This is a genomic window from Afipia birgiae 34632, from assembly GCF_000308295.2.
In the GTDB taxonomy this organism is placed as follows: Bacteria; Pseudomonadota; Alphaproteobacteria; order Rhizobiales; family Xanthobacteraceae; genus Afipia; species Afipia birgiae.
Genome location: NZ_HG326654.1, coordinates 341,428 through 366,148, shown reverse-complemented (window position 1 = coordinate 366,148; position 24,721 = coordinate 341,428). Strand labels below are relative to the sequence as shown.

General features: G+C 59.7%; 21 protein-coding genes and 6 pseudogenes. 21 read left to right on the top strand and 6 right to left on the bottom strand.

What is annotated here, in order from left to right; translation table 11 throughout:
- The first annotated feature begins 58 nt into the window (after positions 1–58).
- The 3 genes from BN32_RS20385 to BN32_RS20375 are packed head-to-tail and all read left to right on the top strand — an operon-like array spanning position 59 to position 2,164.
- Positions 59–691, top strand: coding sequence for an ABC transporter ATP-binding protein (locus tag BN32_RS20385; protein WP_244438220.1), 633 nt, complete (start codon positions 59–61; stop codon positions 689–691).
- 39 nt (positions 692–730) lie between these two features.
- The gene (locus BN32_RS20380; RefSeq protein ID WP_019196160.1) at positions 731–1,051 is read left to right on the top strand and encodes a DUF6166 domain-containing protein; all 321 of its coding nucleotides are present in this window, start codon (positions 731–733) and stop codon (positions 1,049–1,051) included.
- Positions 1,052–2,164, top strand: coding sequence for a Zn-dependent alcohol dehydrogenase (locus tag BN32_RS20375; protein ID WP_019196161.1), 1,113 nt, complete (start codon positions 1,052–1,054; stop codon positions 2,162–2,164).
- A gap of 56 nt (positions 2,165–2,220) precedes the next feature.
- Here the strand turns inward: BN32_RS20375 and BN32_RS20370 are convergent, their stop codons facing one another.
- Entirely contained in the window at positions 2,221–2,907 is a 687-nt protein-coding gene (locus BN32_RS20370) for a GntR family transcriptional regulator (protein WP_019196162.1), read from the bottom strand.
- 279 nt (positions 2,908–3,186) lie between these two features.
- Between BN32_RS20370 and BN32_RS20365 the strand changes: the two are divergent.
- Positions 3,187–3,780, top strand: a pseudogene (locus BN32_RS20365) (efflux RND transporter periplasmic adaptor subunit); the annotation flags it as partial.
- A gap of 86 nt (positions 3,781–3,866) precedes the next feature.
- Positions 3,867–4,868, top strand: a pseudogene (locus BN32_RS26395) (DDE-type integrase/transposase/recombinase); the annotation flags it as partial.
- Positions 4,869–5,093: 225 nt separating this feature from the next.
- Here BN32_RS26395 and BN32_RS20350 read toward each other — a convergent pair.
- Positions 5,094–6,381 (bottom strand): annotated as a pseudogene (locus tag BN32_RS20350) (IS110 family RNA-guided transposase).
- Positions 6,382–6,460: 79 nt separating this feature from the next.
- Between BN32_RS20350 and BN32_RS20345 the strand changes: the two are divergent.
- The 11 genes and pseudogenes from BN32_RS20345 to BN32_RS26380 all read left to right on the top strand — a co-directional run.
- Positions 6,461–6,880: pseudogene (locus BN32_RS20345) on the top strand (integrase core domain-containing protein); the annotation flags it as partial.
- 111 nt (positions 6,881–6,991) lie between these two features.
- The gene (locus BN32_RS27855) at positions 6,992–7,168 is read left to right on the top strand and encodes a hypothetical protein (protein WP_244438219.1); all 177 of its coding nucleotides are present in this window, start codon (positions 6,992–6,994) and stop codon (positions 7,166–7,168) included.
- Positions 7,169–7,206: 38 nt separating this feature from the next.
- The gene (locus BN32_RS20340) at positions 7,207–8,073 is read left to right on the top strand and encodes a branched-chain amino acid ABC transporter permease (RefSeq protein ID WP_019196164.1); all 867 of its coding nucleotides are present in this window, start codon (positions 7,207–7,209) and stop codon (positions 8,071–8,073) included.
- On the top strand, positions 8,070–9,005 hold the full coding sequence (locus BN32_RS20335; RefSeq protein ID WP_019196165.1) for a branched-chain amino acid ABC transporter permease: 936 nt from the start codon (positions 8,070–8,072) through the stop codon (positions 9,003–9,005). Before BN32_RS20340 ends, BN32_RS20335 begins: the two co-directional genes overlap by 4 nt.
- Entirely contained in the window at positions 8,998–9,747 is a 750-nt protein-coding gene (locus BN32_RS20330) for an ABC transporter ATP-binding protein (RefSeq protein ID WP_019196166.1), read from the top strand. Before BN32_RS20335 ends, BN32_RS20330 begins: the two co-directional genes overlap by 8 nt.
- A complete protein-coding gene (locus tag BN32_RS20325) occupies positions 9,740–10,474 on the top strand; it encodes an ABC transporter ATP-binding protein (RefSeq protein WP_019196167.1) in 735 nt (244 codons plus the stop codon). The genes BN32_RS20330 and BN32_RS20325 overlap by 8 nt, the downstream gene beginning before the upstream one ends.
- Positions 10,475–10,522: 48 nt before the next feature.
- The gene (gene cnbZ, locus BN32_RS20320; RefSeq protein ID WP_019196168.1) at positions 10,523–11,281 is read left to right on the top strand and encodes a 2-amino-5-chloromuconate deaminase CnbZ; all 759 of its coding nucleotides are present in this window, start codon (positions 10,523–10,525) and stop codon (positions 11,279–11,281) included.
- A gap of 244 nt (positions 11,282–11,525) precedes the next feature.
- Positions 11,526–12,470 (top strand): alpha/beta hydrolase, encoded by a 945-nt coding sequence (locus BN32_RS20315; protein ID WP_019196169.1) that lies wholly within the window; start codon positions 11,526–11,528, stop codon positions 12,468–12,470.
- A 57-nt stretch (positions 12,471–12,527) separates the two neighbouring features.
- Positions 12,528–12,959: pseudogene (locus BN32_RS26385) on the top strand (amidase family protein); the annotation flags it as partial.
- Positions 12,960–12,961: 2 nt separating this feature from the next.
- Positions 12,962–13,363 (top strand): oxalurate catabolism protein HpxZ, encoded by a 402-nt coding sequence (gene hpxZ, locus BN32_RS20305; RefSeq protein ID WP_019196170.1) that lies wholly within the window; start codon positions 12,962–12,964, stop codon positions 13,361–13,363.
- 93 nt (positions 13,364–13,456) lie between these two features.
- Positions 13,457–13,674, top strand: a pseudogene (locus BN32_RS26380) (GntR family transcriptional regulator); the annotation flags it as partial.
- A 77-nt stretch (positions 13,675–13,751) separates the two neighbouring features.
- Here BN32_RS26380 and BN32_RS20300 read toward each other — a convergent pair.
- From BN32_RS20300 to BN32_RS20285, 4 genes are all read right to left on the bottom strand, one after another.
- Positions 13,752–13,985 (bottom strand): DUF6489 family protein, encoded by a 234-nt coding sequence (locus BN32_RS20300; protein ID WP_019196171.1) that lies wholly within the window; start codon positions 13,983–13,985, stop codon positions 13,752–13,754.
- 107 nt (positions 13,986–14,092) lie between these two features.
- Positions 14,093–15,397, bottom strand: a complete 1,305-nt coding sequence (gene pncB, locus BN32_RS20295; protein ID WP_019196172.1) for a nicotinate phosphoribosyltransferase — start codon at positions 15,395–15,397, stop codon at positions 14,093–14,095.
- Positions 15,398–15,449: 52 nt separating this feature from the next.
- On the bottom strand, positions 15,450–19,019 hold the full coding sequence (locus BN32_RS20290) for a molybdopterin cofactor-binding domain-containing protein (RefSeq protein ID WP_019196173.1): 3,570 nt from the start codon (positions 19,017–19,019) through the stop codon (positions 15,450–15,452).
- Positions 19,019–19,501: a (2Fe-2S)-binding protein gene (locus BN32_RS20285; RefSeq protein WP_040427357.1), complete on the bottom strand. Its 483-nt coding sequence runs from the start codon at positions 19,499–19,501 to the stop codon at positions 19,019–19,021. The genes BN32_RS20290 and BN32_RS20285 overlap by 1 nt, the downstream gene beginning before the upstream one ends.
- A gap of 336 nt (positions 19,502–19,837) precedes the next feature.
- Here BN32_RS20285 and BN32_RS20280 point away from each other — a divergent pair, with 336 nt between their 5' ends.
- The 5 genes from BN32_RS20280 to BN32_RS20260 all read left to right on the top strand — a co-directional run bounded on the left by BN32_RS20280 (position 19,838) and on the right by BN32_RS20260 (position 24,717).
- Positions 19,838–21,307 (top strand): hypothetical protein, encoded by a 1,470-nt coding sequence (locus BN32_RS20280; protein ID WP_019196175.1) that lies wholly within the window; start codon positions 19,838–19,840, stop codon positions 21,305–21,307.
- Positions 21,304–22,224: a UPF0280 family protein gene (locus BN32_RS20275; RefSeq protein ID WP_040427104.1), complete on the top strand. Its 921-nt coding sequence runs from the start codon at positions 21,304–21,306 to the stop codon at positions 22,222–22,224. Before BN32_RS20280 ends, BN32_RS20275 begins: the two co-directional genes overlap by 4 nt.
- A complete protein-coding gene (locus BN32_RS20270) occupies positions 22,217–22,801 on the top strand; it encodes an amino acid synthesis family protein (protein WP_019196176.1) in 585 nt (194 codons plus the stop codon). Before BN32_RS20275 ends, BN32_RS20270 begins: the two co-directional genes overlap by 8 nt.
- Positions 22,798–23,382, top strand: a complete 585-nt coding sequence (locus BN32_RS20265) for an amino acid synthesis family protein (protein WP_019196177.1) — start codon at positions 22,798–22,800, stop codon at positions 23,380–23,382. The genes BN32_RS20270 and BN32_RS20265 overlap by 4 nt, the downstream gene beginning before the upstream one ends.
- 165 nt (positions 23,383–23,547) lie before the next feature.
- Entirely contained in the window at positions 23,548–24,717 is a 1,170-nt protein-coding gene (locus BN32_RS20260; RefSeq protein ID WP_019196178.1) for an ABC transporter substrate-binding protein, read from the top strand.
- Positions 24,718–24,721 lie beyond the last annotated feature (4 nt).

Sequence of the window (24,721 nt, the reverse complement as noted above, 5' to 3'; positions counted from 1 at the left end):
ATTCAGGGCAGCCGCATTCTGAACGGCATCAGCCTGTCGGTCGCAGCAGGGGAACCTTGTGTGCCTTGTCGGTCGCAATGGAGCCGGTAAAACCACGACGTTTCGCAGCATCATGGGCTATCGCCGCCCGTTGTCCGGCGAAATCAGTTTTGACGGCTCTGACCTGACAAAGCTGCCGACGTGGAAGATTGCGCAGAGTGGCATCGGCTTTTCGCCGGAGGAATCCGAAGTCTATGCCGATCTGACGGTCGCAGAGAACATCGAACTCTCGACCTGGACGCGGCCGACGGGCCGCCCCGCGCATGAGCGCATTGAAGAAGCCTATGCGGTGTTCCCGAAGTTACGGCAGTATCTTGCGCGAGGCGGGGCGCAATTGTCCGGCGGCGAACGCAAGATGGTGTCGATCGCCCGTGCGCTAACACTCGATCCCAAACTGCTGCTGCTGGATGAGCCGTTCGAAGGATTGTCGCCGGCCATTATCCCGCTGATTGCCGAAGGCGTGGCCTCGATCCGTGCCATGGGCAAGGGCGTGTTGATGGCAGAATCGAATGTTCATCACATTCCCGAATATGTCGACCGCATTTACGTGCTGGAGCGTGGCGAACTGATGTTTTCCGGAACCCTGGCCGAGGCGCATCGTGATCGCGATGTGATGCGTGTGATCGCTGGCGAGATAGAAGCGGCGCACTAGCCGAATGCCAGTCCGAGATATGAATGAGGAGGGAATGAGATGAAGCGCTATGTGGGTGACAGGACAATCGACGGCGTGAAGGTGACTGTCGATGGCGCGCCGCTGAATCCTCGCACAGACGTTGCGGAATTTACCAAAAACGGCTTCGAATGGAGTTACGAGGGTCCGGAGCCGCGACAGCTTGCGCTCGCCATGCTCGTCGAGCATCTTGGTGATGCAGGCGCTGCCAAGGCCATGACCGATACGTTCATGCGGGCCGTGGTGGCGAATTTCGGCAACGAATGGGAGATGACGTCGTCCGATATCGATGTCGCGCTGACCGCACTTGGCAACGGAAATCCCGGCAAGGCGGTCGCATAGATGCCGCTTCAGTACCGTGCGGCTGTTCTTCATGCTGCGAAAACGCCGCTAGCAATTGAGACGGTTACTGCATTCGCGTTGAAGCCCACAGATGTTCTTGTGCGTATCCGCGCGGCCGGGCTGTGCCACACGGACCTCGAGGTGATCGAAGGATCGTTGCGCTTCCCGTTGCCTATCGTGCTCGGTCATGAAGCGGCCGGCATTGTCGAAGAGGTTGGTGCTGCTGCGCGGGGGGTCAAGAAGGGAGACCACGTCATCCTGTCGTGGAATCCGCATTGCGGACATTGCTTTTACTGCGACCGGGATCTGCCGATACTGTGCGAAGAGTATCTTGGCGAAGGCTCCAAGGCGCGCTCCTTCGACGGAGAGAGCAGGGCCACGCTGACGGATGGGCGCGAGCTTCAGCAGCTGATGTTTCTCGGATCGTTCGGAGAATACTGCATCGTGCCCGATCAACAGGCCATTCCGGTGCCGAAGGACATTCCTTTCGATCGCGCTTGCCTGATCGGCTGCGGTGTAATGACCGGCGTAGGCGCCGCTCTCAATCTTGGCGCAGTCGCTCATGGCGATACGGTGATGGTGATCGGCTGCGGCGCTGTCGGACTGGCTGCGGTCCAAGGTGCGCGTCTGGCAGGGGCAGGAGCAGTGATCGCGGTGGATCTCGATCCCGCAAAGCTTGCGCTTGCTGCCACCATGGGAGCAACCTGCACGGTCAATGCGTCGAACGAAGATACCGTCGCAGCAGCAAAGAACGAAACCGGCGGGCGCGGCGTGGATGTTGTGATTGAATCGGCAGGCAGCCCGGCAGCGTTTCGCGTTACAACCGAGGCCGTTCGGCCTGGTGGTCATGTGATCTGGCTGGGTAAGGTCGATGTGCAGCAGGACATTTCGTTCCGCTGGGGATCGCTGATGCAGGAAAAGCGTATTCGACGCGTCAGTTACGGGAACGCCCGGCCACGCCGTGATTTTCCGATGCTGGCGCAAGCTTATCTTGATGGGTCCCTCATGCTGGACGATCTGATCTCACGGCGCATTTCTCTTGATGAGATAAATGGGGGCTTTGACGCGCTGAAGCGCGGCGAAACCATCCGGAGCGTCGTGATGTTTGGCTAAGGGTAGCCGGTGGCCGCAAACACCATCGGGATCCGCCGTAGCGAGCAAATCACCGTTTAAGTGTCGAGCGTCTTGCGTGCGAAATCCTCGATATAGTCGATCAGCTTGTCTGAGGCGGAGGCAGCCATCTTGGGCTTCTTTCCCGCGACAGCCTCGGCGACGGCAGCATGCAACTTGGCAGCTAGGGGCAAATCCGCAACTTCCTGATAGTGCTGATACCAGAAGCGGCGGGACAGAGCATTCATCAGTCCCATCGAGCGCCGGGCGAACTCGTTGCGGGCTGTCGTCGCGATCAGCAGGTTGAATCGCTGGTCAAGGCGCATGAACTCGATGTCGTCTGCCTGAGCCGCAGCTGCGAGCATTCCCTTTGCGACTTCTGCAAACTCTTGACGTTCTTCCGGCGTGGCGCGCTCGGCTGCCAGCCTCGCCATTAGCCGCTCGAGTTCGCGGCGGACTTCCAGCAGCCGCAGTTGCAGCCGGAGGTTGATCTCAGACACCATAATGCCGCGTCTTGGCATAATGACCACAAGGCCGTCCCTTGCGAGACGCTGCAGGGCCTCCCGAATAGGGGTGCGTCCGATTTTCAGTTTCGTTGCCAGCGTATGTTCTGACAGCACAGTTGCTGGTGGCAACTGCAAGGTGACGATCATTTCTTCGAGTTCGCGATAGGCACGATCGGTCAGCGTGCCGTCATCGATCTCTGAGTTCTGGACGCCGCGCTTGGAAGCTTTCTTGGATTTCAATCCATCACCATTTCACAAGAACTCACTCGATCAACCCAAGCATATATTCGTAGTATATCAATGACAAGAACCTGTGTTCGGGGCGGCACTCTGCGAGTGCGGAGGATAGTGTCAGCGCCACGATGGTCTTGGTCAAATATGAGGCCGCCAACTGATTTGAGCTCGCTGTAAACCCGGAGGATTCTGATACTGGCGGTGTTTATCAATGCGCGATAACGTGTGTTCGCCCGGCAGGAACACCGTTCGAGCTGCGGCAGTCGCGATGTGGAGAGCTCTGTTATGAGATCACAAGTGATTTCTGATGGTTTCCGGCTCTTCGAACGAGGCAAATCGCTCCTGGTGTTTGTCCTAATTGCAACCGGGGTGGGTCTGTCCGGCTGCGAGAAGCCCGCTCAACCGCCCGCTGCCAGTGCGCCCCCTGTCACGGTCGCCAACCCAACCAAAAGAACGGTAACGGACTGGGACGAGTTTACCGGGCGCTTTGATGCGATCGAGCAGGTTCAAGTCCGCGCCCGCGTGACCGGCTTTGTTATGAGCGTCGATTTCAAGGATGGCGCCATCGTCAAGGCCGGAGATCTCCTTTATGTCATCGATCCGCGGCAATATGAGGCCGCTGCGGAGCAGGCCCGTGGTCAGCTTGCGGACGCAAAGGCCAAGGTGGACCTGGCCGAGCGCGAGTTGACGCGTGCCGAAACATTGGTGAAGACCTCAGCCGTTTCCGAAAGCGTTGTCGATCAGCGTCGCCAGACTCTGTCTGCAGCGCAGGCCGCCACCATGCAGGCGGACGGAGCTCTGAAGCGCGCGCTTCTCGATGTCGAATTTACCAGAGTGATGGCGCCGATCGACGGGCGTGTCAGCCGACATCTTGTGACTGTTCGGCGTCAGCACCAATGAGACAGAATTGGGCTAATTGAGAGAGGAGGATTTCTGGTTCATCGTAGCCTTTCAAAGGAACGACGATGAGACAGAAAATGGAAGCGACGAAGCCGTCGGCGGAGAAGGTCATCAGGGACATTCGCCGGGTCACCCGCAAGCAGTATGGCTCTGAAGAGAAGATCCGCATCGTGCTGGACGGATTGCGCGGCGAGGAGTCGATCGCGGCCCTGTGCCGGCGCGAGGGGATCGCGGAGAGCCTGTATTATAACTGGTCGAAGGAGTTCCTCGAAGCCGGCAAGCGGAGGCTGGCCGGGGATACCGCGCGAGCCGCCACCGCCGATGAGGTCAAGGTACTCCGCCGCGAGACGCGCGATCTGAAGGAGGTCGTCGCCGAACAGGCGCTGGAACTGCGGCTGCTTAAAAAAAGCATGATCGCGGATGGGGGCGACGACGAATGAGATACCCCGCATCCGAGAAGCTCGAGATCATCCGGATCGTCGAGCAATCCCACCTGCCGGCGCGTCGGACGCTGGAACAGCTCGGCATTCCCCGCGTCACCTTCCACCGATGGTATGACCGGTTCCTGAGCGGCGGCGTCGAAGCGCTTGAGGATCGCAGCCCAAGGCCGGGACGGGTCTGGAACCGCATTCCCGAGGGCGTGCGGGATCGGATCGTCGACCTTGCCCTGGACAAGCCTGAGCTGTCGCCGCGCGAACTGGCTGTGACCTTCACCGACACGGAAAATTATTTTGTCTCGGAGGCTTCGGTCTATCGGCTGCTCAAGGCGAACGACCTGATCACCAGTCCCGCCTTCATCGTGATCAAGGCCGCCGACGAGTTCAGGGACAAAACGACGGCGCCCAACCAACTGTGGCAGACCGACTTCACCTATTTGGAAGGTGATCGGCTGGGGCTGGTTTTACCTCTCCACTATCCTCGACGACTTCTCCCGCTACATCATCGCCTGGAAGCTGTGCACCACCATGAAGGCCGAGGACGTCACCGACACGCTGAACCTGGCGCTCACCTCATCAGGCTGCGATCGGGCGACCGTGCGTCCGCGGCCGCGCCTGCTGTCCGACAACGTCCTAAGAGCGGAAGGAAATAGAGAGGACAGTCAAAAGTCTCTCTGTACGCCAGCATGCTCTCGCAGCATGACGCTCGTCAAGTTGCATGGTCGAACCAGGCGGCTTCCACGAGTAAAGGAAAAGATCTCGTCCATAGCAAACCAGGGTACGCCGATTGCGGCCCTCACCGTCCTCAACACGAGCTTCTGATCCAGGTGGAAGACCCGAACATTATCTACAGGGTCATCGAAGCGATGCCCTCACGGCCCTAACTGACAGAGGTTCTTCCACCTGGCACCCGCCCCTCAACGAAGGGCCGGTAGTCGGAACCGCCTTTGACGACGGCGTGGACGACACGCGCCATCTTGGCGGTAATAGCGGTCATCGCCTTGCGGCGCAGATCGGGATTGTCGCGATCTCTCGCGATGTAGCGTTCGAACTTGTGCCGGAATCCGTTCTCGCGCTGGCGGATGGCGACCTGTCCGGCGATCCACAGGGTGCGGCGCAGTCGCGCATTGCCGAACTTGGAAAGGCGGGTCTGGCCTCGATACTGGCCTGACTGCTGTGTCGAAAGATCCAGTCCGCAGAATTTAAGAAACTGGCGATGATGATGGAAGCGGCGAAGATCTCCAGCCTCGGCAATGATCGTCAGCGCATTGATCGGCCCGATACCCGGGATCTGCCGCAGGAGATGATAATCTTGGCTATATCGCAGCAGTTCGTCAGCCTGCGTCTCGATCTCATTGCGTTGTCGGATCAGGCTGCGTGCTTCGGCGACGACCATCCGGAACATGCGAATAGCAGGGGCATCCAGCGGCAACGGCAATCCGATTGATGTGCGCGCCGTCTCGTAAATATCCATTAGAATCTGCGTCTTGCTGACTTTGCGGCCGACGACGTCCCAGGCTCCGGCCACAAACGCCTCCTTCGTTAGCGTCGTGATACTTGCCGGCGTTGGAAACGCATCGAGGAAAGCGAAGAACCAATCGCTGCGGCTGTTGCCCCGGAAGCGATCGATCTCTGGAAAATACAGCGGCAGGTAGTGCGTCAGGATACGATGCTGGATCTCGGTCTTGGCCCTGGCGACTGCTTCATGCGTCTTCGACAGTTCCTGCACATCGTTGATGCCAGCGCGCAGCGGATCATGGTAGGCCTGCGTCGCTTGGATCCTGAGCATGTGAAGGATCACCTGCGCATCCTTGGGGTCATTCTTGTCCCAACTGTTGTGCAGGGCCTCCCGAGTTCGAGCGAGCGCCAGCGACGACACCAGCCGCACCTCGAAGCCGGCTTCAGCCAGGCGCCATGCAATGGGACGATGATAGTTCCCGGTGGCTTCAAAGCCGCAGACCACCGGTCGGCCATACGTCTGCAGAATCTCAATCAGCCGATCATGCTCCGCACGGGTGTTGAGGACCGGCAGCCGGCGCCGGCGTTTATGGCTCGGAGCCTCGATCAGAACTTCATTGCAAACCTTGGCAATATCGATGGCTACCAACACGGCATCGGCGAGTATAACATTTGGGCTGGTCATGGTCGGTCTCTCCCGAATGGGTTGTGAACATTCGCATTCTAGAGAAACCTTGATCGGCCATGGCCACCTCAGCCGGTGCGCGCTTGCAGCGAAAGGCTGCGCGCACCGCTGCTCAGTGACCTCTCCTCATTCCTTCCGTAGGTGCTACGGGCCGTGCTACGTCGCCGGCGAGCTGGCGCAATGGCTTCAGGAGCGCGACATGGATCACACCCGCGGTGCACCGAACCATCCTCAGACCCAGGGCAAGATCGAGCGCTGGCACCAGACGCTCAAGAACCGTATCCTGCTGGAGAACTACTTCCTGCCGGGTGATCTCGAAGCCCAGATCGCGGCTTTCGTCGAGCGCTACAACCATCGCCGCTACCACGAGAGCCTGGACAATCTCACCCCCGCCGACGTTTACTTCGGGCGCGGCCAAACTGTCCTGTTGCAGAGAGAAAGGATCAAGCGAAAGACCATCGAACAGCGGCGCTTGCTACATCGCAAAGCCGCCGCTTAAAATGTCAACCGAGATGGGCCAGAGCCTCCGCTAGATCAGCCCGCCATCTGTCTCAAATTATCTGACGACGGACAGGCGATCGAGAAGGCGGGATCGCTTGACAAGGACAAGGTGCGTGACGAACTCGCGAAGCTGGATGTGATGACGTTCTTCGGACCCGTGAAGTTCGGACCGACGGGGCAGATCAACTCGCTGGAGCCGCCTGTATTCCAGCTTCAGGGTGGTAAGCCCGTCGTGCTTTCGCCTGCGCTGATCAAGCAGGGCGAATTCAAGCTCGGCGTGAACTGATCCAAGGCTGATTCAAGGCGCGGAGGCGAGGACACCACATGCTGGCGGCCCAGGTTCTGATTAATGCTTTAGTACTGGGCTGCCTTTACGCATGTATTGCGATCGGCTTCTCACTGGTTTGGGGCGTTCTGAACGTCATCAACCTGATCCATGGCTCGTTCATTGTTCTCGGCGCATATCTGGCCTGGGGACTTTACCAGTCACTTCATATCTCGCCGTGGTACGCGCTTCTTGTCGCGGCACCGTTGTTCTTTGCGTTCGGTTACCTCATTCAACGCATCATTCTTAATCGCGTGATCACAGCGCCAGTGCTGGTGACGTTGACCCTGACGTTCGGCCTCGATCTGATCCTCAACAACGCGATGATCTACTATTTCAAGGCGGATTACCGGAAGTTGACACTGACACCGCCGATGGGATCGATCTCGCTGTTCGATGTCGTCGTACCCGTCGATCGGCTGATTGCAACCGCATCTGCGCTGGCGTTGACCGGGGTACTCTACCTGATCCTGCGCCGGTTGCGTGTCGGGCGGGCCATCGTTGCGGTGAGACTTGATCGTGACGCCGCCACGCTGATGGGTGTCGATGTTAAATCGATCTACGCGATTGCCTTCGGTCTGGGTGCAGCACTGGCCGGCTGCGCCGGCGTGCTGATGGCGCTGATCTTTCCGATCTCGCCGCTAACCTCCACGGCCTATCTCGGAAAGGCCTTCGTTGTCTGCGTGCTCGGCGGCCTTGGCAGTGTGTCCGGTGCGCTGGCCGGGGGCATCTTGCTGGCGCTGATCGAAGGCATCGGCTCGACGCTGATCGGTCCGGCGCATGCGACGACGTTGTCATTCGTCTTGCTGATCATCTTCCTGATCGTCCGCCCTCAGGGCCTGCTTGGCCGAAAGGGCTTCGAATGACCCGGTCGAATCTGATCCTGCTGGTGGTGATCGCTTGTATCGCCGCATTGCCGATGTTTGGCGGTGCCTACGCGCTAAGGCTTGGCACAATCGCTTGCATGTACGCGATCCTCGCTTTGTCATGGAATATCGTCGGTGGTTTCGCCGGCTATCCATCGTTCGCGACAGCGGCCTTCTTCGGCTTGGGGGCGTACACAACCGGCGTTTTGATGTCGCGGGGAGTCCCCATTGGTGTTGCGGTTGCCGCCGCATGGCTGGCGTCGTTCGTGGTGGCAGCGCTTCTGGGCGCCGCACTGCTGCGCCTGCGAGGGCATTACTTTGCGATCGCCAGCCTTTCGCTGATCGAGGTGTTTCGCGAACTCGTCAACAATGCCACCGATCTCACCGGGGGTGGCATGGGTCTGAACATCCCGCTGACGTCCGCTGCTGGCGTGATGTCGGACGCAACCTTCTTCTTCTATGCGATGTGGGCGTTGCTGCTCGGGACCGCCTTGATGGTGCTCGTCGTCTCGGGGTCAAAACTCGGCTTTGGGCTTGCCTGTATCCGGCAGAATGAGACTGCCGCCAACATGATCGGCCTCAATGCCACGCTCTACAAGAGTGTCGCGTTTGGCCTGTCGGCATGCTTCGTCAGTGCGGCGGGTGGCATCTATGCCGCATGGGTTCATTACATTGACCCGTCCGACGTGTTCGACATTCTCTACTCGGTCAAGCCGATCGTGATGGCGCTGATCGGTGGGCTCGGTTCGCCGCTCGGCGTTGTCATCGGCGCGCTCGTCTATCTCGGCTTGGAGGAGGTGGTCTGGCGCAACTACATCCAGATCCACAGCGGCGTCCTCGGCGTTCTTATCGTCGCGCTGTTGCTGTTCCTTCCGCACGGGTTGATGTCGCTGCGTGATCGACTTCTTTCATGGAGGCCGAAGCGTGTCTGAGATTCTCCGGCTTCAATCCGTCTCCCGCCATTTCAGCGGCCTCAAGGCGCTCAGCGACGTGTCGCTCGGCATCAACAAGGGCGAGGTGCTCGGCCTGATCGGTCCGAATGGCGCCGGCAAGACCACGCTGGTCAATGTCGTCACCGGTGTCACCCCGGCAAGCTCGGGAACGGTGACATTCGCGGGGCAGGACATCACGCGGGTGAAGACTTATCAGTCTGCGCGCCTCGGGCTGTCCCGTACCTTTCAGATCGTGCAGCCCTTCGCGGAGCTTTCTGCTCTCGACAACGTCGCCGCCGCCGCGCTGTTCTCGCAGCCCAATGAAAGCCTGAAGTCGGCCCGCGAGTCCGCCCGTGAACGTCTGGCGTTCGTTGGTCTCGAAGCGCAGTCCGACCAGCCGGCGGCGACGCTGACGCTGGCGATGCGCAAGCGGCTTGAGCTCGCAAAGGCGCTGGCGATGAAGCCGAAGCTCCTGTTCCTGGACGAGGTCAACGCTGGATTGAACAGCGCAGAGGTAGAGCGTGCGACAAGGCTCATTCATGAATTGGCAGCCAGCGGCATCACGATCGTGATGATCGAGCATCTTATGAAGGTGGTCTTGAATGTCTGTACGCGGATCGTTGTCTTGCACAACGGGCGGCTGATCGCAGATGGTTTGCCGCGCGATGTGATCAAGAATCCGTCCGTCGTGGAAGCCTATCTCGGTCAGCAGTACGCCCAGAGGGCTGCCGCCCATGGTTGATGCTGTTCCCATTCTCGAATTGCAAGGTCTGCGCGCCGGCTATGGCGAGGTGCAGGTGTTGTGGGGCATCGATCTTTCCGTGCGTAGGGGTGAAATCACCGCGCTGATCGGTTCCAACGGCGCGGGCAAGACCACGCTGATGCGCGCGTTGTCAGGCTTGATTCCGGTTCAGTCGGGCTCCTATCGATCCGATGGCGAGGATCTTGCTGGCGCGAGCGCCGCCCGGATTCTTTCGCGCGGTATTGTCCACGTACCGGAAGGCCGGCGTCTGTTCGGCGCAATGAGCATCGAAGACAATCTTCTGATGGGCGCCTATTCGCGCACAGCTTCGCGCGCCGAGATCAGCCGCGATATGGATAGGGTCTACACGACGTTTCCAAAACTGTCCGAACGGCGCAATCAGGCCGCCGCAACGCTCTCCGGCGGTGAGCAGCAGATGTGCGCCATTGGACGCGGTCTGATGAGCGCGCCGAAGCTGCTGATGATTGACGAACTGTCACTTGGTCTCTCGCCGCTACTGGTGGAGCAGCTCGTCGCCGCACTGCGTACGCTCAATGCCGAAGGCATGTCGATCCTGCTGGTCGAGCAGGATGTCACGACGGCGCTGGATTTGTGCCATGCGGCCTTCGTCATGGATATGGGCCGGATCGTCAGATCGGGCTCGGGCACCGAGCTGTTGGCGGATCCGATCATCCGCGACGCCTATCTCGGCGTTCTGGAAGAATAATCCCAGACCAAGACCACGATTCAATTCTCAGAAGCAAGAAGAGGTATCATGATCAAGACCGTTGAAGCGCCCGACAGTGGCTATCGTTTCATACCGGGTGTCAGTCAGTATTCGGCAGGCGTTGGAGCGCTTCCGGGATTTGCGCTCGAGCGTGTGCGGTTCGCGAATCCGGTGCCGTTGCGCCAGGGATTCGAAAAGATCGCACAGGTTCTGAAAGCAGCGGGCCGCCCGTTGTCGGCGTTCGCTGCCTGCGAATTGCGTTCACCAGCGCCTTTTACTGAAAGCGGATTCGTTAGCTTCAACGCGGAGTACACCGGCTTTCTGAAGGATTGGAGGGTGATGCGGGATGGTGCCGACAACCCGGTGGCGCGCAGCAACGTCTGTCCGAAAATCAATCCGCCATCGACGCCCAGTTTTTACGCCTTTTCCTACACTGTTGTCGCGGCAAATGCGCCGACGTCCTTCGTTGTAGCCGGAAGCGGAGAGGCGCCTGAAGGCAAGGGAAATTATCGCGATCATGCCGTACGTCTCGGGGATATCTCGCCCGAAGCAATGTTGGAGAAGGCGAAATGGGTTCTGGGCGAGATGGAACGGCGCATGGGTGCGTTCGGTGGTGACTGGAGCCAGCTCACGGCGACGCAGCTTTACACCGTCCACGATATCTTCCCGTTTATCGAAAGCGAACTCGGCAAGCGGGGCATTTTCCGGCAGGGCCTGACATGGCACTTGAACCGGCCTCCGGTACAGGATCTTGAGTATGAAATGGATTGCCGCCGCATTCATACGGAGCGTGTGATCGAGGTTTGAACCTGGGTCTACGTTCTTACGGCGTCACCCTTGAACAGGGTCGGCCTAGTCGGTCGCCAAAAGAGCAGATATCAAACCAGTTCACGAATTACCGACGGCGCTGCACCTCGCGTGCAGCGCCGTCTTCTTTTTGCGGTATCGGCTGATTGGGTATTCTGCCCGGCAGCGTCGACAGCAGCCAAATCGCGGGTTAACAATTCCCGGAAAGACGGTCACAACGCCCGCAGGAATCTTGGGGAGGATCATGCCAGTTACACTCGATCCCGATGCCGCCGCCGTTCTCCATGCCTTTCGTGAGGCTGGACGTCCGCCGTATGAAACGCTGTCACCGGTGGAGGCCCGCCAGATGTATTTGGCAGGTCGTGTCGTCTCCAATCCTGAGCCGCCTCAAATTGCTTCAACGGAATCCTTGACGATACCGGGGCCGGCCGGACCAATTCCCGCACGGCTCTACAAACCATTGAAGCTGCGACAGACCGACGGCCTCGCGCCGTGTCTGGTCTTCTTCCATGGCGGCGGCTGGGTGATCGGCGATCTCGACTCGCATGACGTGGTTTGCCGAACGTTGGCCCATGAAGGTCAACTCATTGTGGTCTCGGTAGACTATCGACTGGCGCCTGAGCATCGGTTTCCGGCGGCGGTCGATGACGCGATTGCCGCGACGGAATGGATTTCGAACAATGCTCTCTCACTGGGGATCGATGCCGCGCGGTTGCTCGTGGGCGGCGATAGCGCAGGCGGCAACCTTGCGGCCGTTGTATCAATCAATGCACGGGCTGCGGGGCCGAAAATTGCAGGTCAGGTCCTGATCTATCCGGCGACCGATTTTGCGATGACGCACCCTTCGCATAGCGAGCCCGAGACCAGCGCATTGCTGACGCATTCAGCGATCCGGTGGTTTCGCGATCACTATCTCAACGGCGCCACCGGAATCGACGACTGGCGGGCATCTCCAGCGCGAGCGGAAAATCTCGTAGGATTGCCACCTGCGTTTGTGTTGACGGCAGGCGCCGATCCTCTGAGGGACGAAGGCGATGAGTTTGGAAAGCGCCTTAAGGATGCAGGTGTGCCGGTGATGCACCGGACATATCCCGGTCAATTCCATGGATTCATCACCATGGGTAAGCTGCTCCCGAAAGCGAATGACGCAATGCGCGAAATCGGAAATTGGCTCAGGACGATTGGATAGTGTTGGTCATCCAGTCGCTGCGAACGCGGCGGCGCTGGTGACGCATGCGATACGCGCCGGTTGCGGACCAGGCCGAAATGATTTCGATCCGGCGGTGCGTGACCGCCTTCTTGCGGGAGCGATGATTCCCTCGGCATTCGTTGATCGTGCACAGAAATTTCGCCGTTGGTACAAGGCGCGTGTCATGGAATTATTCAAGACCGTTGATGTGATTCTGGCCCATCGACGTCTTGCATGGCGCCAAAAATAGGTCAGGCGGCCTTCGTTTTGGATGGAGTAGAAATGCCGGTCCGGCCCAACATCGGAATACACACCCAGCCGATTTCATTCATCGGGCTTCCCGTCGTAGCGGTGCCGGTGCCGCTTGATCCAATGCCGATAGGTATACAGGTGATTGCAGCGCCCTGGCGCGAGGATATTGCGTTGCGCGTTGCTCACACTCTGGAACAAGCCGGCATCGTGAGCGCACCGCGTCCCAAAGGTTTCTGAAAATGACGCTAGAAGTCGATTTGCCGGATGTCGTTGCGGAAGTCAGCAAGGCCTTCGCGGCTTACGAAAAGGCGCTGACGTCCAATGACGTAACGACTCTGGATTTGCTGTTTCGCAAAGATTCCAGGACGCTCCGCTACGGGATCGCTGAAAATCTCTATGGCTACGACGCGATAGCCGCTTTCCGCGCGGGAAGAAATCCCGCGGGCTTGATGCGGGATCTGTCGAAAACCGTCATTACGGCCTACGGGCGCGACACCGCTGTCGCCTCCACGCTGTTTCATCGTTCATCTGCTCCTGGGAGGGTCGGGCGGCAGATGCAGACGTGGGTCCGTTTCGCGGAAGGCTGGCGGATCGTTGCGGCACATGTCAGTTTGATCGATGCGCCGGTTGAAAAGCCATGACCTTTGGGTCCGACATGTCGCGTACTTCGACTGGCGAGATGTCTGGCGTCAATGACCAGGCTCGTCCCTCGCACGGGGGGTGTCCAGCGTGCGAAGCGCACGCTCGCGGAAGAACTGCGGCTGCAACTGGCCGATGACATCGTTCGGGGAGCGTTGAACCCGGATCGTCGCTGGATGAGTCCGACATTGCGCGGCGGTTCAATGTCTCACGTACGCCGGTACGCGAGGCGCTTCGCCAGCTGGTGGCCAGCGGTCTTGTCAATTCGCGGGCGCACCGCAGCGCCGTCGTCGCGCGGCCTAACGCGATGCGTGACCATATCGAGACTGTTCGTGAGGAATACGAGGTCTATGCGGTGTCTCTATAGATAGTCCTGCCGCTTATCGCGCCTTACTTCTTGGCGCCGCCGAGACCGCCGAACATCTTGAACATGTCCCCGAATTGCTCAGGATTGAACGACATCCAGTTTCGCAGGATTGCGTCGGGTGACATGCCTGCAACGCCAGAAAGCAGCTTTTCCTCAAGCTGCTTCATGGCTTTTTCCTGCATGGGCTGGATGTTCGGAAGCCCCAGAAACTCACGTGCTTCCAGCGGCGTGCAATCAATGTTGATCGTGACCTTCATCAAATTGTTCCTGTACTGGCGTCCCATCCATTCAGGATCACGATCCTGACGAGGCCAATCTACACATGGCGATCCCAAATGGAAGTCGCTCGGGACCTCGCCCGCGTCTATACATGGACCGCACTGCGCACGCGGCCAGCATTGCCGAACACGCGCAGATAACGCGCAATCTCGGTTGGACTGCCGGTCGCTTTTTCCGGATTGTCGGAGAGCTTTACCGCCGGCTGACCGTTGACGGCAGTCACCTTGCACACCAGCGAGATTGGATCGAGATCGGCGGTGCCGTCCGGGGCGCATCCGACAAAGTCGTTTGTGAGGTTGGTGCCCCAGCCGAAGCTGGTTCTGACGCGCCCAGAAAAATAACGATGCGTCTCCTCAATCGACCCGACATCCATACCGTCGGAGAAAACCAGAAGCTTCTCCCTCGGATCGCGCCCCTTTTCTTTCCACCACTTGATGATCTCTTCGCCCGCAGCTATCGGCGGCGCGCTGTCCGGGCGGAAGCCGGTCCAGTCGGCCACCCATTCGGGCGCATCCCGCAGAAACGCTTTGGTGCCGAACGCATCGGGCAGGGCGATCAGAAGATTTCCGTCATAGGTCTGTCGCCACTGGTCGAGGATAAGGTAGGGCGCCCACCGCAGTTGGGTGTCGTCCTTCGCCAAAGCTGCCGCCACCATCGGCAATTCATGTGCGTTGGTGCCGATGGCTTCCAGATCATTGTCCATCGCCAGCAGGACGTTGGAGGTACCGGTGAATGCCGGGCCAAGCCCTTCCTTGACGGCCTCGACGCACCAGCGCTGCCAGAGAAAGCCGTGCCGCCGGCGTGTCCCGAAATCCGACAGCCGCAGGCCTTCAAGTTTGCGCAGCCGTTCGACCTTGGTCCAGAGTTTGGCCTTGGCGCGTGCGTAGAGGACGTCGAGAACGAACCGGCCTTGTCCCTTCATGGCCTGCCGCGAACGCAATTCATTGATGATGGCGAGCGCCGGGATTTCCCACATGGTCGTATGGGTCCACGGTCCGTGGAAATGCAGCTCATACTGCCCATCGACGGTGCGCAACTCGTATTCCGGAAGCTGGAACGTTGCAAGCCAGCTTATGAAGTCCGGCGAGAACATCTGGGTCTTGCCGTAGAATGTGTTGCCGGCGAGCCAGATCAATTCCTTCTTGGTGAAGCGAACCGTGCGGGCATGATCGAGCTGGGCACGAAGCTCCCCCTCGTCGATGATCTCGCCAAGGCGGACATGATGCGTGCGGTTGATCACCGAGAACGTCACATGCTCATCCGGATAGAACCGCCGGATCATCTGAAGCATCAGGAGCTTGTAGAAGTCGGTGTCGAGAAGGCTGCGCACGATCGGATCGAGCCGCCAGCCGTGATTGTAGGTCCGTGAAGCAATGTCTGTAATAGCCATGCCAGATCATATCCGGCTCGGGCTTGGCCAGCCAGCCATTCCCGGCGCGATTTCATGGTCCTGCCGCGCGCCGAATCCGGCCGATCGCGGCCGAGATATCGGTCCAGGGCGCCTTGTCCGGAGCGAATTGCTGCCTGAGGTAAGAGACCAGATCTACGATCTGCGCGTCGTTCAGGCTGTTCTTGAAAGCCGGCATATAGCCGAGATCGCTCGAAACCGGCATTTCGATCCCGTGCAGGATCACCTGAATCAGGTTGTCGGGCAGGGTACTGTGCAGATTGCTGTTGAGCGCCAACGATGGCCTGCTGCCAAACAACACGGGGCCGCCGACCTGATGGCAGACCGCGCATGCGCCGTCATAGATACGTGCGCCGGCGGGTGTGGCGGAAGCTGCTTTCACACTCGTCAGCGTTTCCAACCGCGCAGCCAGCGCTTCCTGAGCCGCGGGGCCAATCGGGGTTTCGTTGAAGGACGCGAGATAAACCGCCATGGCGCGAATGTCGCTGTCAGGCACGACGGCGAGTTCCTTTACGATTGGTGCCATCGGCCCGGCGGCCACGCCGTGGAAGCGGGAGGCGCCCGTTCGCAGATAGGTGAAGAGTTCGTCTTCGCTCCACGGGATGGGGGCCAGAGATAGGGAGGTCAGTGGGGGCGCTTCCCAGCCTTCCGCAACGCCGCCGGCCAAATAGGCCTTGGAGGTTCTCTCCGCGCCCAGTGCATTCCGCGGCGTGTGGCAGGCGCCGCAATGGCCGAGACTCTCGACCAGATAGGCTCCGCGATTCCACATGGCCGACTGCGCCGGGTCGGCCTCGAATGTTGCCGGTTTGTGAAACAACGCATTCCATCCCGCCATCAGCGGTCGAAGGTTGAATGGAAATGCCAACGCTGTCTCGCGGTTCGTCGCGCGTACCGGGCTTTGCGCCATCAGGTAAGCATAGAGCGCCTGAAGGTCCGTATCCGTTGTTTTGGCGAAATGATTATAGGGGAATGCCGGGTAGAGATGCCGGCCGTCGCGGTGGATACCCTCGCGCATCGATCGCTCGAACGCCGGATACGACCACGCGCCGATGCCCGTCTCAACATCGGGGGTGATGTTGGTGCTGTAGACGACGCCAAAGGGTGTTTCGAGCGCCCGTCCGCCCGCATTGATGACCCCGTCCGTATTGGTATGGCAGCCTGCGCAATTGCCGAGTGCGGCGAGTTGTTGGCCGCGGGCGATGGTCGCCGCTGAATACGTCGATACATTTGGTCGTGCGATGGGTGCAATTGATCGCCACGGCAACACCGCTGCGGCGATGCCGACAGCCGCAGTGCAGACTGCGGCGATGCCTGCGAGCGCACTGCGGCGCTTGAAGAATGGACTTGGCGTGTCCGGAATTCGTTCCTGCGGCTTGAAACTCGTCTCCGGCAACAATGCTTGCGGTGTGGGAGCATCACCGCGCAGCCCCGCAAGAATGCGCTCGGGCGTGAATGGCGGTTCACGGAAGCGCACACCGGTTGCATCGAAAATTGCGTTCGCGATAGCCGCCGCGCTCGGGACCGACGCGGATTCGCCGACGCCGAGCGGTGGTTGATCTTGCCGTGGCAGCATCAACACATCGATCTTGGGAATGTCCGGGAATGTGATGATCGGGTAGGCGCCCCATTCCCGGCTGGCCACGGCTGCACGATCGAACGAGACCTCTTCCATCAAGGCGCGGCTGGTGGACTGGATGACGTTGCCATGGATCTGGTGACGTACTCCGTCCGGATTGATCATCAGCCCGGAATCCTGCCCGGCAACGACGCGTGTCACGCTCACATCGCCGGTTGATTTGTTGACCGCGACGTCCGCGATCCAGGCCGACCATGCTGCGCCGTAGCCGGGGAATTTGCTGTGGACATAGAGCGCGTAAGCAAAACCGCGTCCACGCACGACATCGCCCTCAGCCTCTTGCTCCTTCCAGAGCGGGCGCGGAGTCCAGTCGGCGCGTTCAGCGACGGCATTGACGAGATCAATGGCGCGCGGATCTTTCAGATAGCGCAGACGATATTCGATGGGATCGACACCGGCTTCAGTTGCAAGTTCGTCAATATAGGATTCGTGCGCAAAGGTGTTGGGCAATGCCGAGACGCCCCGAAACCACGATGCGCGCACGATCGGCGGCATGTCGTGGGCGGTCACCCGCATCGTATCGTAATCATAAGGCGGTATCGCTGTGCGGTCGCCCATCTCAAAGACCGCCGGCACGGGCGAAACGGCGCCGGTCAGCAACAGCGCGAGCGTGGGCGCACCGTTCGACGGATAGCGAGTGGCGAAATCATAGGCCGCGACGTTGCCATCAGCCCGCAGGCCGCCGTTGACGTCCATCAGCTGCGCGGTGCCTTTGGGCTCCCAGGCATGCTCTTGTTCGCGCGTCAATTGCACGCGAACGGGACGGCCCACGGCGCGCGACAGCAGGACGGCATCGGCAGATACGTCGTCGGCGCAGTTGCGGCCATAGCAACCGGCCGCTTCCATCCGCACTATGTCGATCTGTGATTCTGGCAGCGCAAGAAGAAGCGAGAGGTCAGTGCGAAGGATGTGAGGATTCTGCGTGCCGGACCATACCCGCACGCCATCAACCCGAACATCCGCAACGGAGCAAGACGGCCCGATCGATCCGTGCATCTGGTAGGGCCAGATGTAGGTCCGCTTTAGTTTCTTGTCGGCATCTGCAATGGCGTTATCCACGCCGCCCTTGTCGAGCAGGGTGCGCGGCGTGCTGGGATTGGCGCGGAGCGCGGTTTCAACGTCCTTCAGGTTCGGCAACGTCGGCGTCGGCTTCCACGTCACTTTGAGTTGGGTGGCAGCTTTGATCGCGTTTTCCTCGCGATCGGCCACGACGCCAACAAAGTCGCCGATCTGCACAATCGATACCAAGCCCGGAATATCGTGAACCGACGATTCATCTATGGCAATCAGGCTCGTTCCGACAAAACTTCCCGCATCCACACCCGCGTAAGGCGGCCGCACCACGCGTCCATGCAGCATGCCCGGCACGCGCACATCATGCACATAGACCAATTCACCGGTTGCTTTGGCCGGAAGATCGACACGTGGAACGGATTGCCCGACAATCCGGTAGGCATCGACAGCTTTGACCGGCACATCTTCAGCGAGATCCAGCCGGATGGTGTCATCTCCGATCAGTTCGCCGTAGCTGATACTGCGATTGTCGCGGCCTCGGATCAGGCCGTCCTCCACCGAGAGATCGGCCTCAGGCAGGTCAAGCCGCTGTGCGGCACGCGCGATCAAAAAGTGGCGCGCCTGCGCCGCGGCTTTCCGCAGCGGCACGGCAGTGATCTGGATAGTCTCGCTGGCGATCGTCGCGCCCTGATTGGGCACGCGTGAGGTGTCGCTCAGCACAACGACCACTCGCGCGAAAAATACATCAAGTTCTTCGGCGACGATTTGTCCAAGTGCTGTGCGGATGCCGGTCCCGAGATCGACATGACCGTTGAATGCCGTGATAGTTCCGTTCGCGGTGATTCTGATAAAGGTCTCGAAAGAGGATTCAGTGCCGCTGGAAGATATCGGACGAACGACGGACAGCGATCCGGTAGGAACCCGCTCTCGACCCGGCTCGGAATCCGCTGTCATTACTCTCGTTCCTCGACGGGATGACCAGCCGCCCGCATCACCGCACGCAGGATTTCGACATGTGCGCCACACCGGCACAGGTTGTACCGCAAAGCCTGCAGCACCTCCGCCTCCGAAGGGCGCGGATTGTGCATCAGCAGAGCCTTCGTCGTCATGATCATGCCGTTAAGGCAATAGCCGCATTGCGCGGCCTGCTCTTGGATGAAGGCGTCCTGCACCGGGTCGGGATGATCGCGCGATCCGAGGCCTTCGAGCGTCAGAATGCTTCGGTGCACGCATCCGCTTACCGGGATCACGCAGGAGCGGGCAGCTACACCGTCGATGATCACGGTGCATGCGCCGCATTCGCCGAGTCCGCAGCCGAACTTTGGGCCGTTCAACTCAAGATCGTTGCGCAATACGTAAAGCAGCGGGGTGTCGGGCGCGGCGCCGACATCATGGATCCTGCCGTTGACCGTCAGGCGAATCGCTTGCTGCGTCAAACTCATCGTCAATGTCCGATCTGCTGCGTTGCAAAAGGTCGGCAATGTCTATGTGCGACGATAACGTTTGTGTACAAACGTGCAAGCGCATGATGCGTTCATGGCCGAGTGTGTTCCGTGCGATGATGCATTGCACGATTTCTGAACACGGGCAGAAGGCAATTGAGTTTTTATTCGGCAGTCCCGGTTTTTGCGCGCGGCGGCGCTTGACAGCTTTCGGGTCTGCGCGCAACATCGTTCGTATACGAACAAAATGCCGATGCTGACTGGTTAAGTTTTTTCTTGCGGCGCAGAGGCCGCGCATCAGTTCAGCTTGGCTCGCACGCGAGTTTGGTCATGTCGACTGAAATGACCTCCGTTACAGCGGCCGGCAGCGCAGACAAGATCCGATGCGATGCGTGCCCGGTGATGTGTTACATTAAGCCCGGTGCGGCGGGTGCGTGCGATCGCTATGCCAACAACAATGGCGAACTGGTGCGTGTCGATCCGCATGTCGTGCTCGAACGCACCGTCTCGCATGGCGGCCGACTGGTTCCGTTTCAGGCCGGTGGCGACTGGGACGGAAAGATTGTTCACGAGTCCGGCGTTTTCGTCACGGCCATTGGCGCCGGCACGACATATCCCGATTACAAGCCAGCGCCGTTCATCGTGTCATCGGAGGTCGATGGCGTCGATATGGTCACTGTGGTGACTGAAGGCATCTTCAGCTATTGCGGCGTCAAGGTGAAGATCGACACTGATCGTTATCTCGGCCCTGAAACCGCGACCGTGCGCGCGCAGGGCGAGGCGGTCGGGCACGTCACGACTGGCGAATATGGCTCACAGATGCTGTCCCTTGGCGGGGTACATCATCTCACAGGTGGATCGAAGAAGGAGGGGCGCGTCACCTGCGACGTGTTGATGGATCTGTCCAACGGCAAGCCTGTTGAACTTGTGATCGACGGCGGTGCGACGGTCGTGGTGCAGGCGGGCTATCCGCCTATCGTGAACGGCGTAACTGAGGAACGGATGCGTGTCGGTTGTGGCTCGGCGACCATCGGCATGTTCGCCAAGCAGTGGCACGGCAAGGTCGACGAGGTTGTTGTGGTGGACGATCACATCACCGGTGTTCTGTCCGAGCACCAGGCGGGCAAGCTGCTGGATATTCCCGACACCGGTATCAAGATGAAGGGACGACGCTCGACCCCTGGGCGCTATTTCCAGGTCGCAGAGCCCGGCACCGGATGGGGTGGGACCAATATCTCCGATCCACTTTCCGTGCTCGGACCGTTCGATCCCAAGGCTGCACGCCCCGGTATGCGGATCATGATGGTCAGCACCACCGGCGAACACGCCGCTTACTTCGAACTCGACGACGCGCTCAAACCCATCGAGAAGGAGATGCCCACGGACCTCAAGCTGTCGGTTGAGCGGATTCAGGAAAACTGCGAACCGGCTCTATGTACAGTGCTGTTCATGGGCGGCGCGGGCGGATCGCTCAGGGCAGGCGTCACCGACAACCCTGTGCGGCTCACGCGGTCAGTGAAGGATGCGTTGACCTCAGTGACCTGTGGCGGGGCACCGGTCTATGTGTGGCCGGGTGGTGGCATCACCTTCATGGTCGATGTGACGCAGGTTCCGGAAGGAGCATTTGGCTATGTGCCGACCCCGGCGCTGGTCGCACCGATCGAGTTCACCTTGCGGCTGTCGGATTATGCCGCGCTTGGCGGTCACATGGATCATGTGCGGCCATTGGCGTCATTGAAGGACAGCACGGAAATCCGTCAACTCCCTCGACAATCCTCTGAGCCGAGACCACGCCCATGACGCGGCTCCCGCAGATCGGATGGCTGGCAAACGGCAGACGGCTTCATCTGCTGGATGGTCCAATTGATCTGATTATTGAGGCGCATGGCACGATGCCCAACATTCGTGCCGCGTATGAAGCCGCCATCCAGCGATTTACCGGACTTCTCGACGAACTTTGCGATGAATTGCCGGAACTTCGCAAGGCAGCGCAGCCCGACGCTTGTTATCTAAACGGTGATATCGCGCGCCGCATGCATTATGCGGTCGTGCCGTTCGCCGCGCATCACTTCATCACGCCAATGGCGGCAGTCGCTGGCTCCGTCGCCGAGGAAATTCTCGGCGCAATGATACGAGTGGCCGATCTTGATCGCGCATATGTCAACAATGGCGGCGATATCGCGCTGCATCTTGGCGATGGTCAATTCTTCACTGTCGGGCTTGTGGATCGGCCCGACACGCCGGGCCTCATTGGGAAAACGGTGATTGCGGCGAGCGATACCACACGCGGCATCGCGACCAGCGGCTGGCGCGGCCGCAGCTTTTCGCTCGGCATTGCCGATGCCGTCACGGTTTTGGCGCGAACAGCAGCAAAGGCGGATGCCGCGGCAACAATCATCGCTAACGCCGTTGATCTGCCAGGACATCAGGCCATCGTCCGTCGCCCGGCAAGCGACATTCAGCCTGACAGCGATCTCGGTGTGCGCCTTGTCACCCGCGAGGTCGGCCGATTACCGTTAGCTGATATCGAGATCGCTCTTGAAGCTGGCGCAAGTTGTGCGCGGCGGCTGGTCGTGGCGGGTTTGATGAATGGAGCGGCGCTTCACTTGCAGGGCGAAACGCGCGTTGTCGTGCTCAAGAACATTGATGGTAAGTCGCCTCCGTTATCTTCAAGGGGCTCAGTCCGAGTGAAAATTGAAAGCCTGATGCATGCCTGAGATTGTGATCCGTAAGCGTGCCACCGTGATCGAAGAGGTCTTCCACGAAGGTGGAAAACCGGCGGCGCTGCCGCTCCGCCGGGGCGCGGTCCTGTGTGTGATCCGCAATCCGTTTGCGGGGCGTTATGTGGAAGACATTGCCGGGTTTATGGACGACCTGACACCGCTTGGTGTGTCGATGGCGGGCTCCCTACTGAAAGCGCTTGGCGGCGATCCTGCCGCTGTTCAGGGGTATGGCAAGGGAGCGATTATCGGTTCGGCGGGTGAACTGGAGCACGGCGCGTTATGGCATGTACCCGGTGGCTACGCGATGCGCGAGATTCTCGGCGAAGCAAAAGCCATTGTACCGTCCGCCAAAAAAGTTGGCGGTCCAGGCACCAGGCTCGATGTGCCGGTAACCCATATCAACGCGTCTTATGTGCGGTCGCATTTCGATGCCATGGAAGTGGGTATTTCCGACGCACCGCGTGCTGACGAATTGCTCCTCGCGCTGGTGATGACCACGGGTTCGCGGATTCACGCCCGGGTGGGTGGCCTCAAGGCCAGCGAAATCAAGGGAGAGGATGGACTGCGATGAGTGCCGTCATTCGCAAGATCGTGACCGTTGTCGAGGAAACGACGATGGAGGGTGGGCGAAATGTCTCACCGCCGACCCGCCGCGCGGCGGCGATCGCTGTGATCGATAATCCGTTTGCGGGAAAATTCGTCGATGATCTTGGGCCGCTCATCGCCATTGGCGAGGAATTGGGCGAGCTACTTGCGACGAGGGCGGTCGCCGCGTTGGGGATCGAGGGCAGCAAGGCGCAAAGCTATGGCAAGGCGGCTGCAGTTGGCGAGAACGGCGAGTTGGAGCACGCGGCAGCAATTTTGCATCCCAAAATGGGGGCGCCCGTACGCAAGGTGCTGGGCAAGGGTGCTGCGCTGATCCCGTCTTCCAAGAAGCGCGGAGGCTTGGGCGCGGTGCTCGACATTCCGCTCGGTCACAAGGACGCTGCATTCGTGCGAAGTCATTTCGACGGAATGGAAGTGCAAATCAATGACGCGCCACGCGCGAATGAAATCATGGTCGCGGTTGCTGTGACCGATAGCGGGCGTCCGCTCCCGCGTGTCGGCGGTCTGACGATTGGAGAAATCAAGGGGGAGGACGGCCTTCGCTAGCTGTTTGCTCCCGAGGTAACGTGCGAGAGAAATTGCCGGACCGTCCCTGAATGAGGGAAGGGATGGACGGATGTCACGGCGGAGCGGACGCTTCGTCAACATTGGAGGTCTGGGATGGTACGAAGCAAATTTATTCTGAAAGGTTTTTTGGGAGCAAGCCTTGGCATGATGCTCAGCAGCATGGCGACATCCGCCCTGGCGCAGAGCGGTGAAATCAAGATTGGCGAGATCAACAGCTATTCGCTGCTGCCAGCGTTCACCGAGCCGTATCGCAAGGGCTGGCAGCTCGCGGTTGAGGAGGTCAACGCAGCGGGCGGCATCAACGGCAAAAAGCTGGTTGTCGTATCCAAGGATGATAACGGCAAACCGGCCGATGCCCAAACTGCCGCGAACGAGCTGGTGTCGAACGAGAACGTCGTGATGCTAACCGGCACGTTCCTGTCCAACATTGGACTGGCGGTCAGCGACTTTGCCAAGCAGAAGAAGGTATTCTTTCTTGCCGCCGAGCCTTTGACTGACGCGATCACATGGGCGAAGGGCAATCGCTATACATTCCGCCTGCGTCCATCGAACTACATGCAGGCGGCGATGCTGGTCGATGAGGCCGCCAAGCTGCCTGCGAAGCGCTGGGCAACCATCGCGCCGAACTACGAGTATGGCCAATCCGCAGTCGGCATCTTCAAGAAGCTGCTGTCGGAGAAGCGGCCCGACATTCAGTGGGTCGACGAGCAATGGCCGCCGCAGGGCAAGATCGATGCAGGCCCGATCGTTCAGGCGCTTGCGAATTCCAATCCGGAAGCCATTCTCAACGTAACCTTCGGGGCGGATCTCGTGAAGTTTGTCCGCGAGGGTAACACTCGCGGCCTGTTCAAGGATCGTTCAGTGGTGAGCTTTCTCACCGGTGAGCCGGAATATCTCGATCCGCTGAAGGAAGAAACGCCGTCGGGTTGGATCGTCACCGGTTATCCCTGGTACAGCATCAAGACGCCGGAACATGACGCGTTTCTGAAGGCCTATCAGGGCAAGTTCAACGACTATCCGCGGCTCGGCTCCATCGTCGGATATCAGACGATCAAGGCGGCGGCGGCAATTCTTGCCAAAGCTAATTCGACCGATCCTGAAAGGATGATCGTTGCGGCTGAAGGGTTGTCGATGTCGTCACCGTTCGGTCAGATCACTTTCCGCAAGAACGATCATCAATCGACGCTCGGCGCCTATGTCGGCAAGACAGCGCTCAAGGACGGCAAGGGCGTGATGGTCGATTCCGTTTATCGCAAGGGCGAGGACTTCCTGCCAAGCGATGCGGAAGTCGAAAAACTGCGTCCGAAAGACTGAGGTT

Excerpts from the sequence above, each read along its gene's own strand:
- BN32_RS20380 (WP_019196160.1), top strand. The coding sequence starts at position 731 with ATGAAGCGCTATGTGGGTGACAGGACAATCGACGGCGTGAAGGTGACT.
- BN32_RS20375 (WP_019196161.1), top strand. The coding sequence starts at position 1,052 with ATGCCGCTTCAGTACCGTGCGGCTGTTCTTCATGCTGCGAAAACGCCG.
- BN32_RS20340 (WP_019196164.1), top strand. The coding sequence starts at position 7,207 with ATGCTGGCGGCCCAGGTTCTGATTAATGCTTTAGTACTGGGCTGCCTT.
- BN32_RS20335 (WP_019196165.1), top strand. The coding sequence starts at position 8,070 with ATGACCCGGTCGAATCTGATCCTGCTGGTGGTGATCGCTTGTATCGCC.
- BN32_RS20325 (WP_019196167.1), top strand. The coding sequence starts at position 9,740 with ATGGTTGATGCTGTTCCCATTCTCGAATTGCAAGGTCTGCGCGCCGGC.
- cnbZ (WP_019196168.1), top strand. The coding sequence starts at position 10,523 with ATGATCAAGACCGTTGAAGCGCCCGACAGTGGCTATCGTTTCATACCG.
- BN32_RS20315 (WP_019196169.1), top strand. The coding sequence starts at position 11,526 with ATGCCAGTTACACTCGATCCCGATGCCGCCGCCGTTCTCCATGCCTTT.
- hpxZ (WP_019196170.1), top strand. The coding sequence starts at position 12,962 with ATGACGCTAGAAGTCGATTTGCCGGATGTCGTTGCGGAAGTCAGCAAG.
- BN32_RS20300 (WP_019196171.1), bottom strand. The coding sequence starts at position 13,985 with ATGAAGGTCACGATCAACATTGATTGCACGCCGCTGGAAGCACGTGAG.
- pncB (WP_019196172.1), bottom strand. The coding sequence starts at position 15,397 with ATGGCTATTACAGACATTGCTTCACGGACCTACAATCACGGCTGGCGG.
- BN32_RS20290 (WP_019196173.1), bottom strand. The coding sequence starts at position 19,019 with ATGACAGCGGATTCCGAGCCGGGTCGAGAGCGGGTTCCTACCGGATCG.
- BN32_RS20280 (WP_019196175.1), top strand. The coding sequence starts at position 19,838 with ATGTCGACTGAAATGACCTCCGTTACAGCGGCCGGCAGCGCAGACAAG.
- BN32_RS20275 (WP_040427104.1), top strand. The coding sequence starts at position 21,304 with ATGACGCGGCTCCCGCAGATCGGATGGCTGGCAAACGGCAGACGGCTT.
- BN32_RS20270 (WP_019196176.1), top strand. The coding sequence starts at position 22,217 with ATGCCTGAGATTGTGATCCGTAAGCGTGCCACCGTGATCGAAGAGGTC.
- BN32_RS20265 (WP_019196177.1), top strand. The coding sequence starts at position 22,798 with ATGAGTGCCGTCATTCGCAAGATCGTGACCGTTGTCGAGGAAACGACG.
- BN32_RS20260 (WP_019196178.1), top strand. The coding sequence starts at position 23,548 with ATGATGCTCAGCAGCATGGCGACATCCGCCCTGGCGCAGAGCGGTGAA.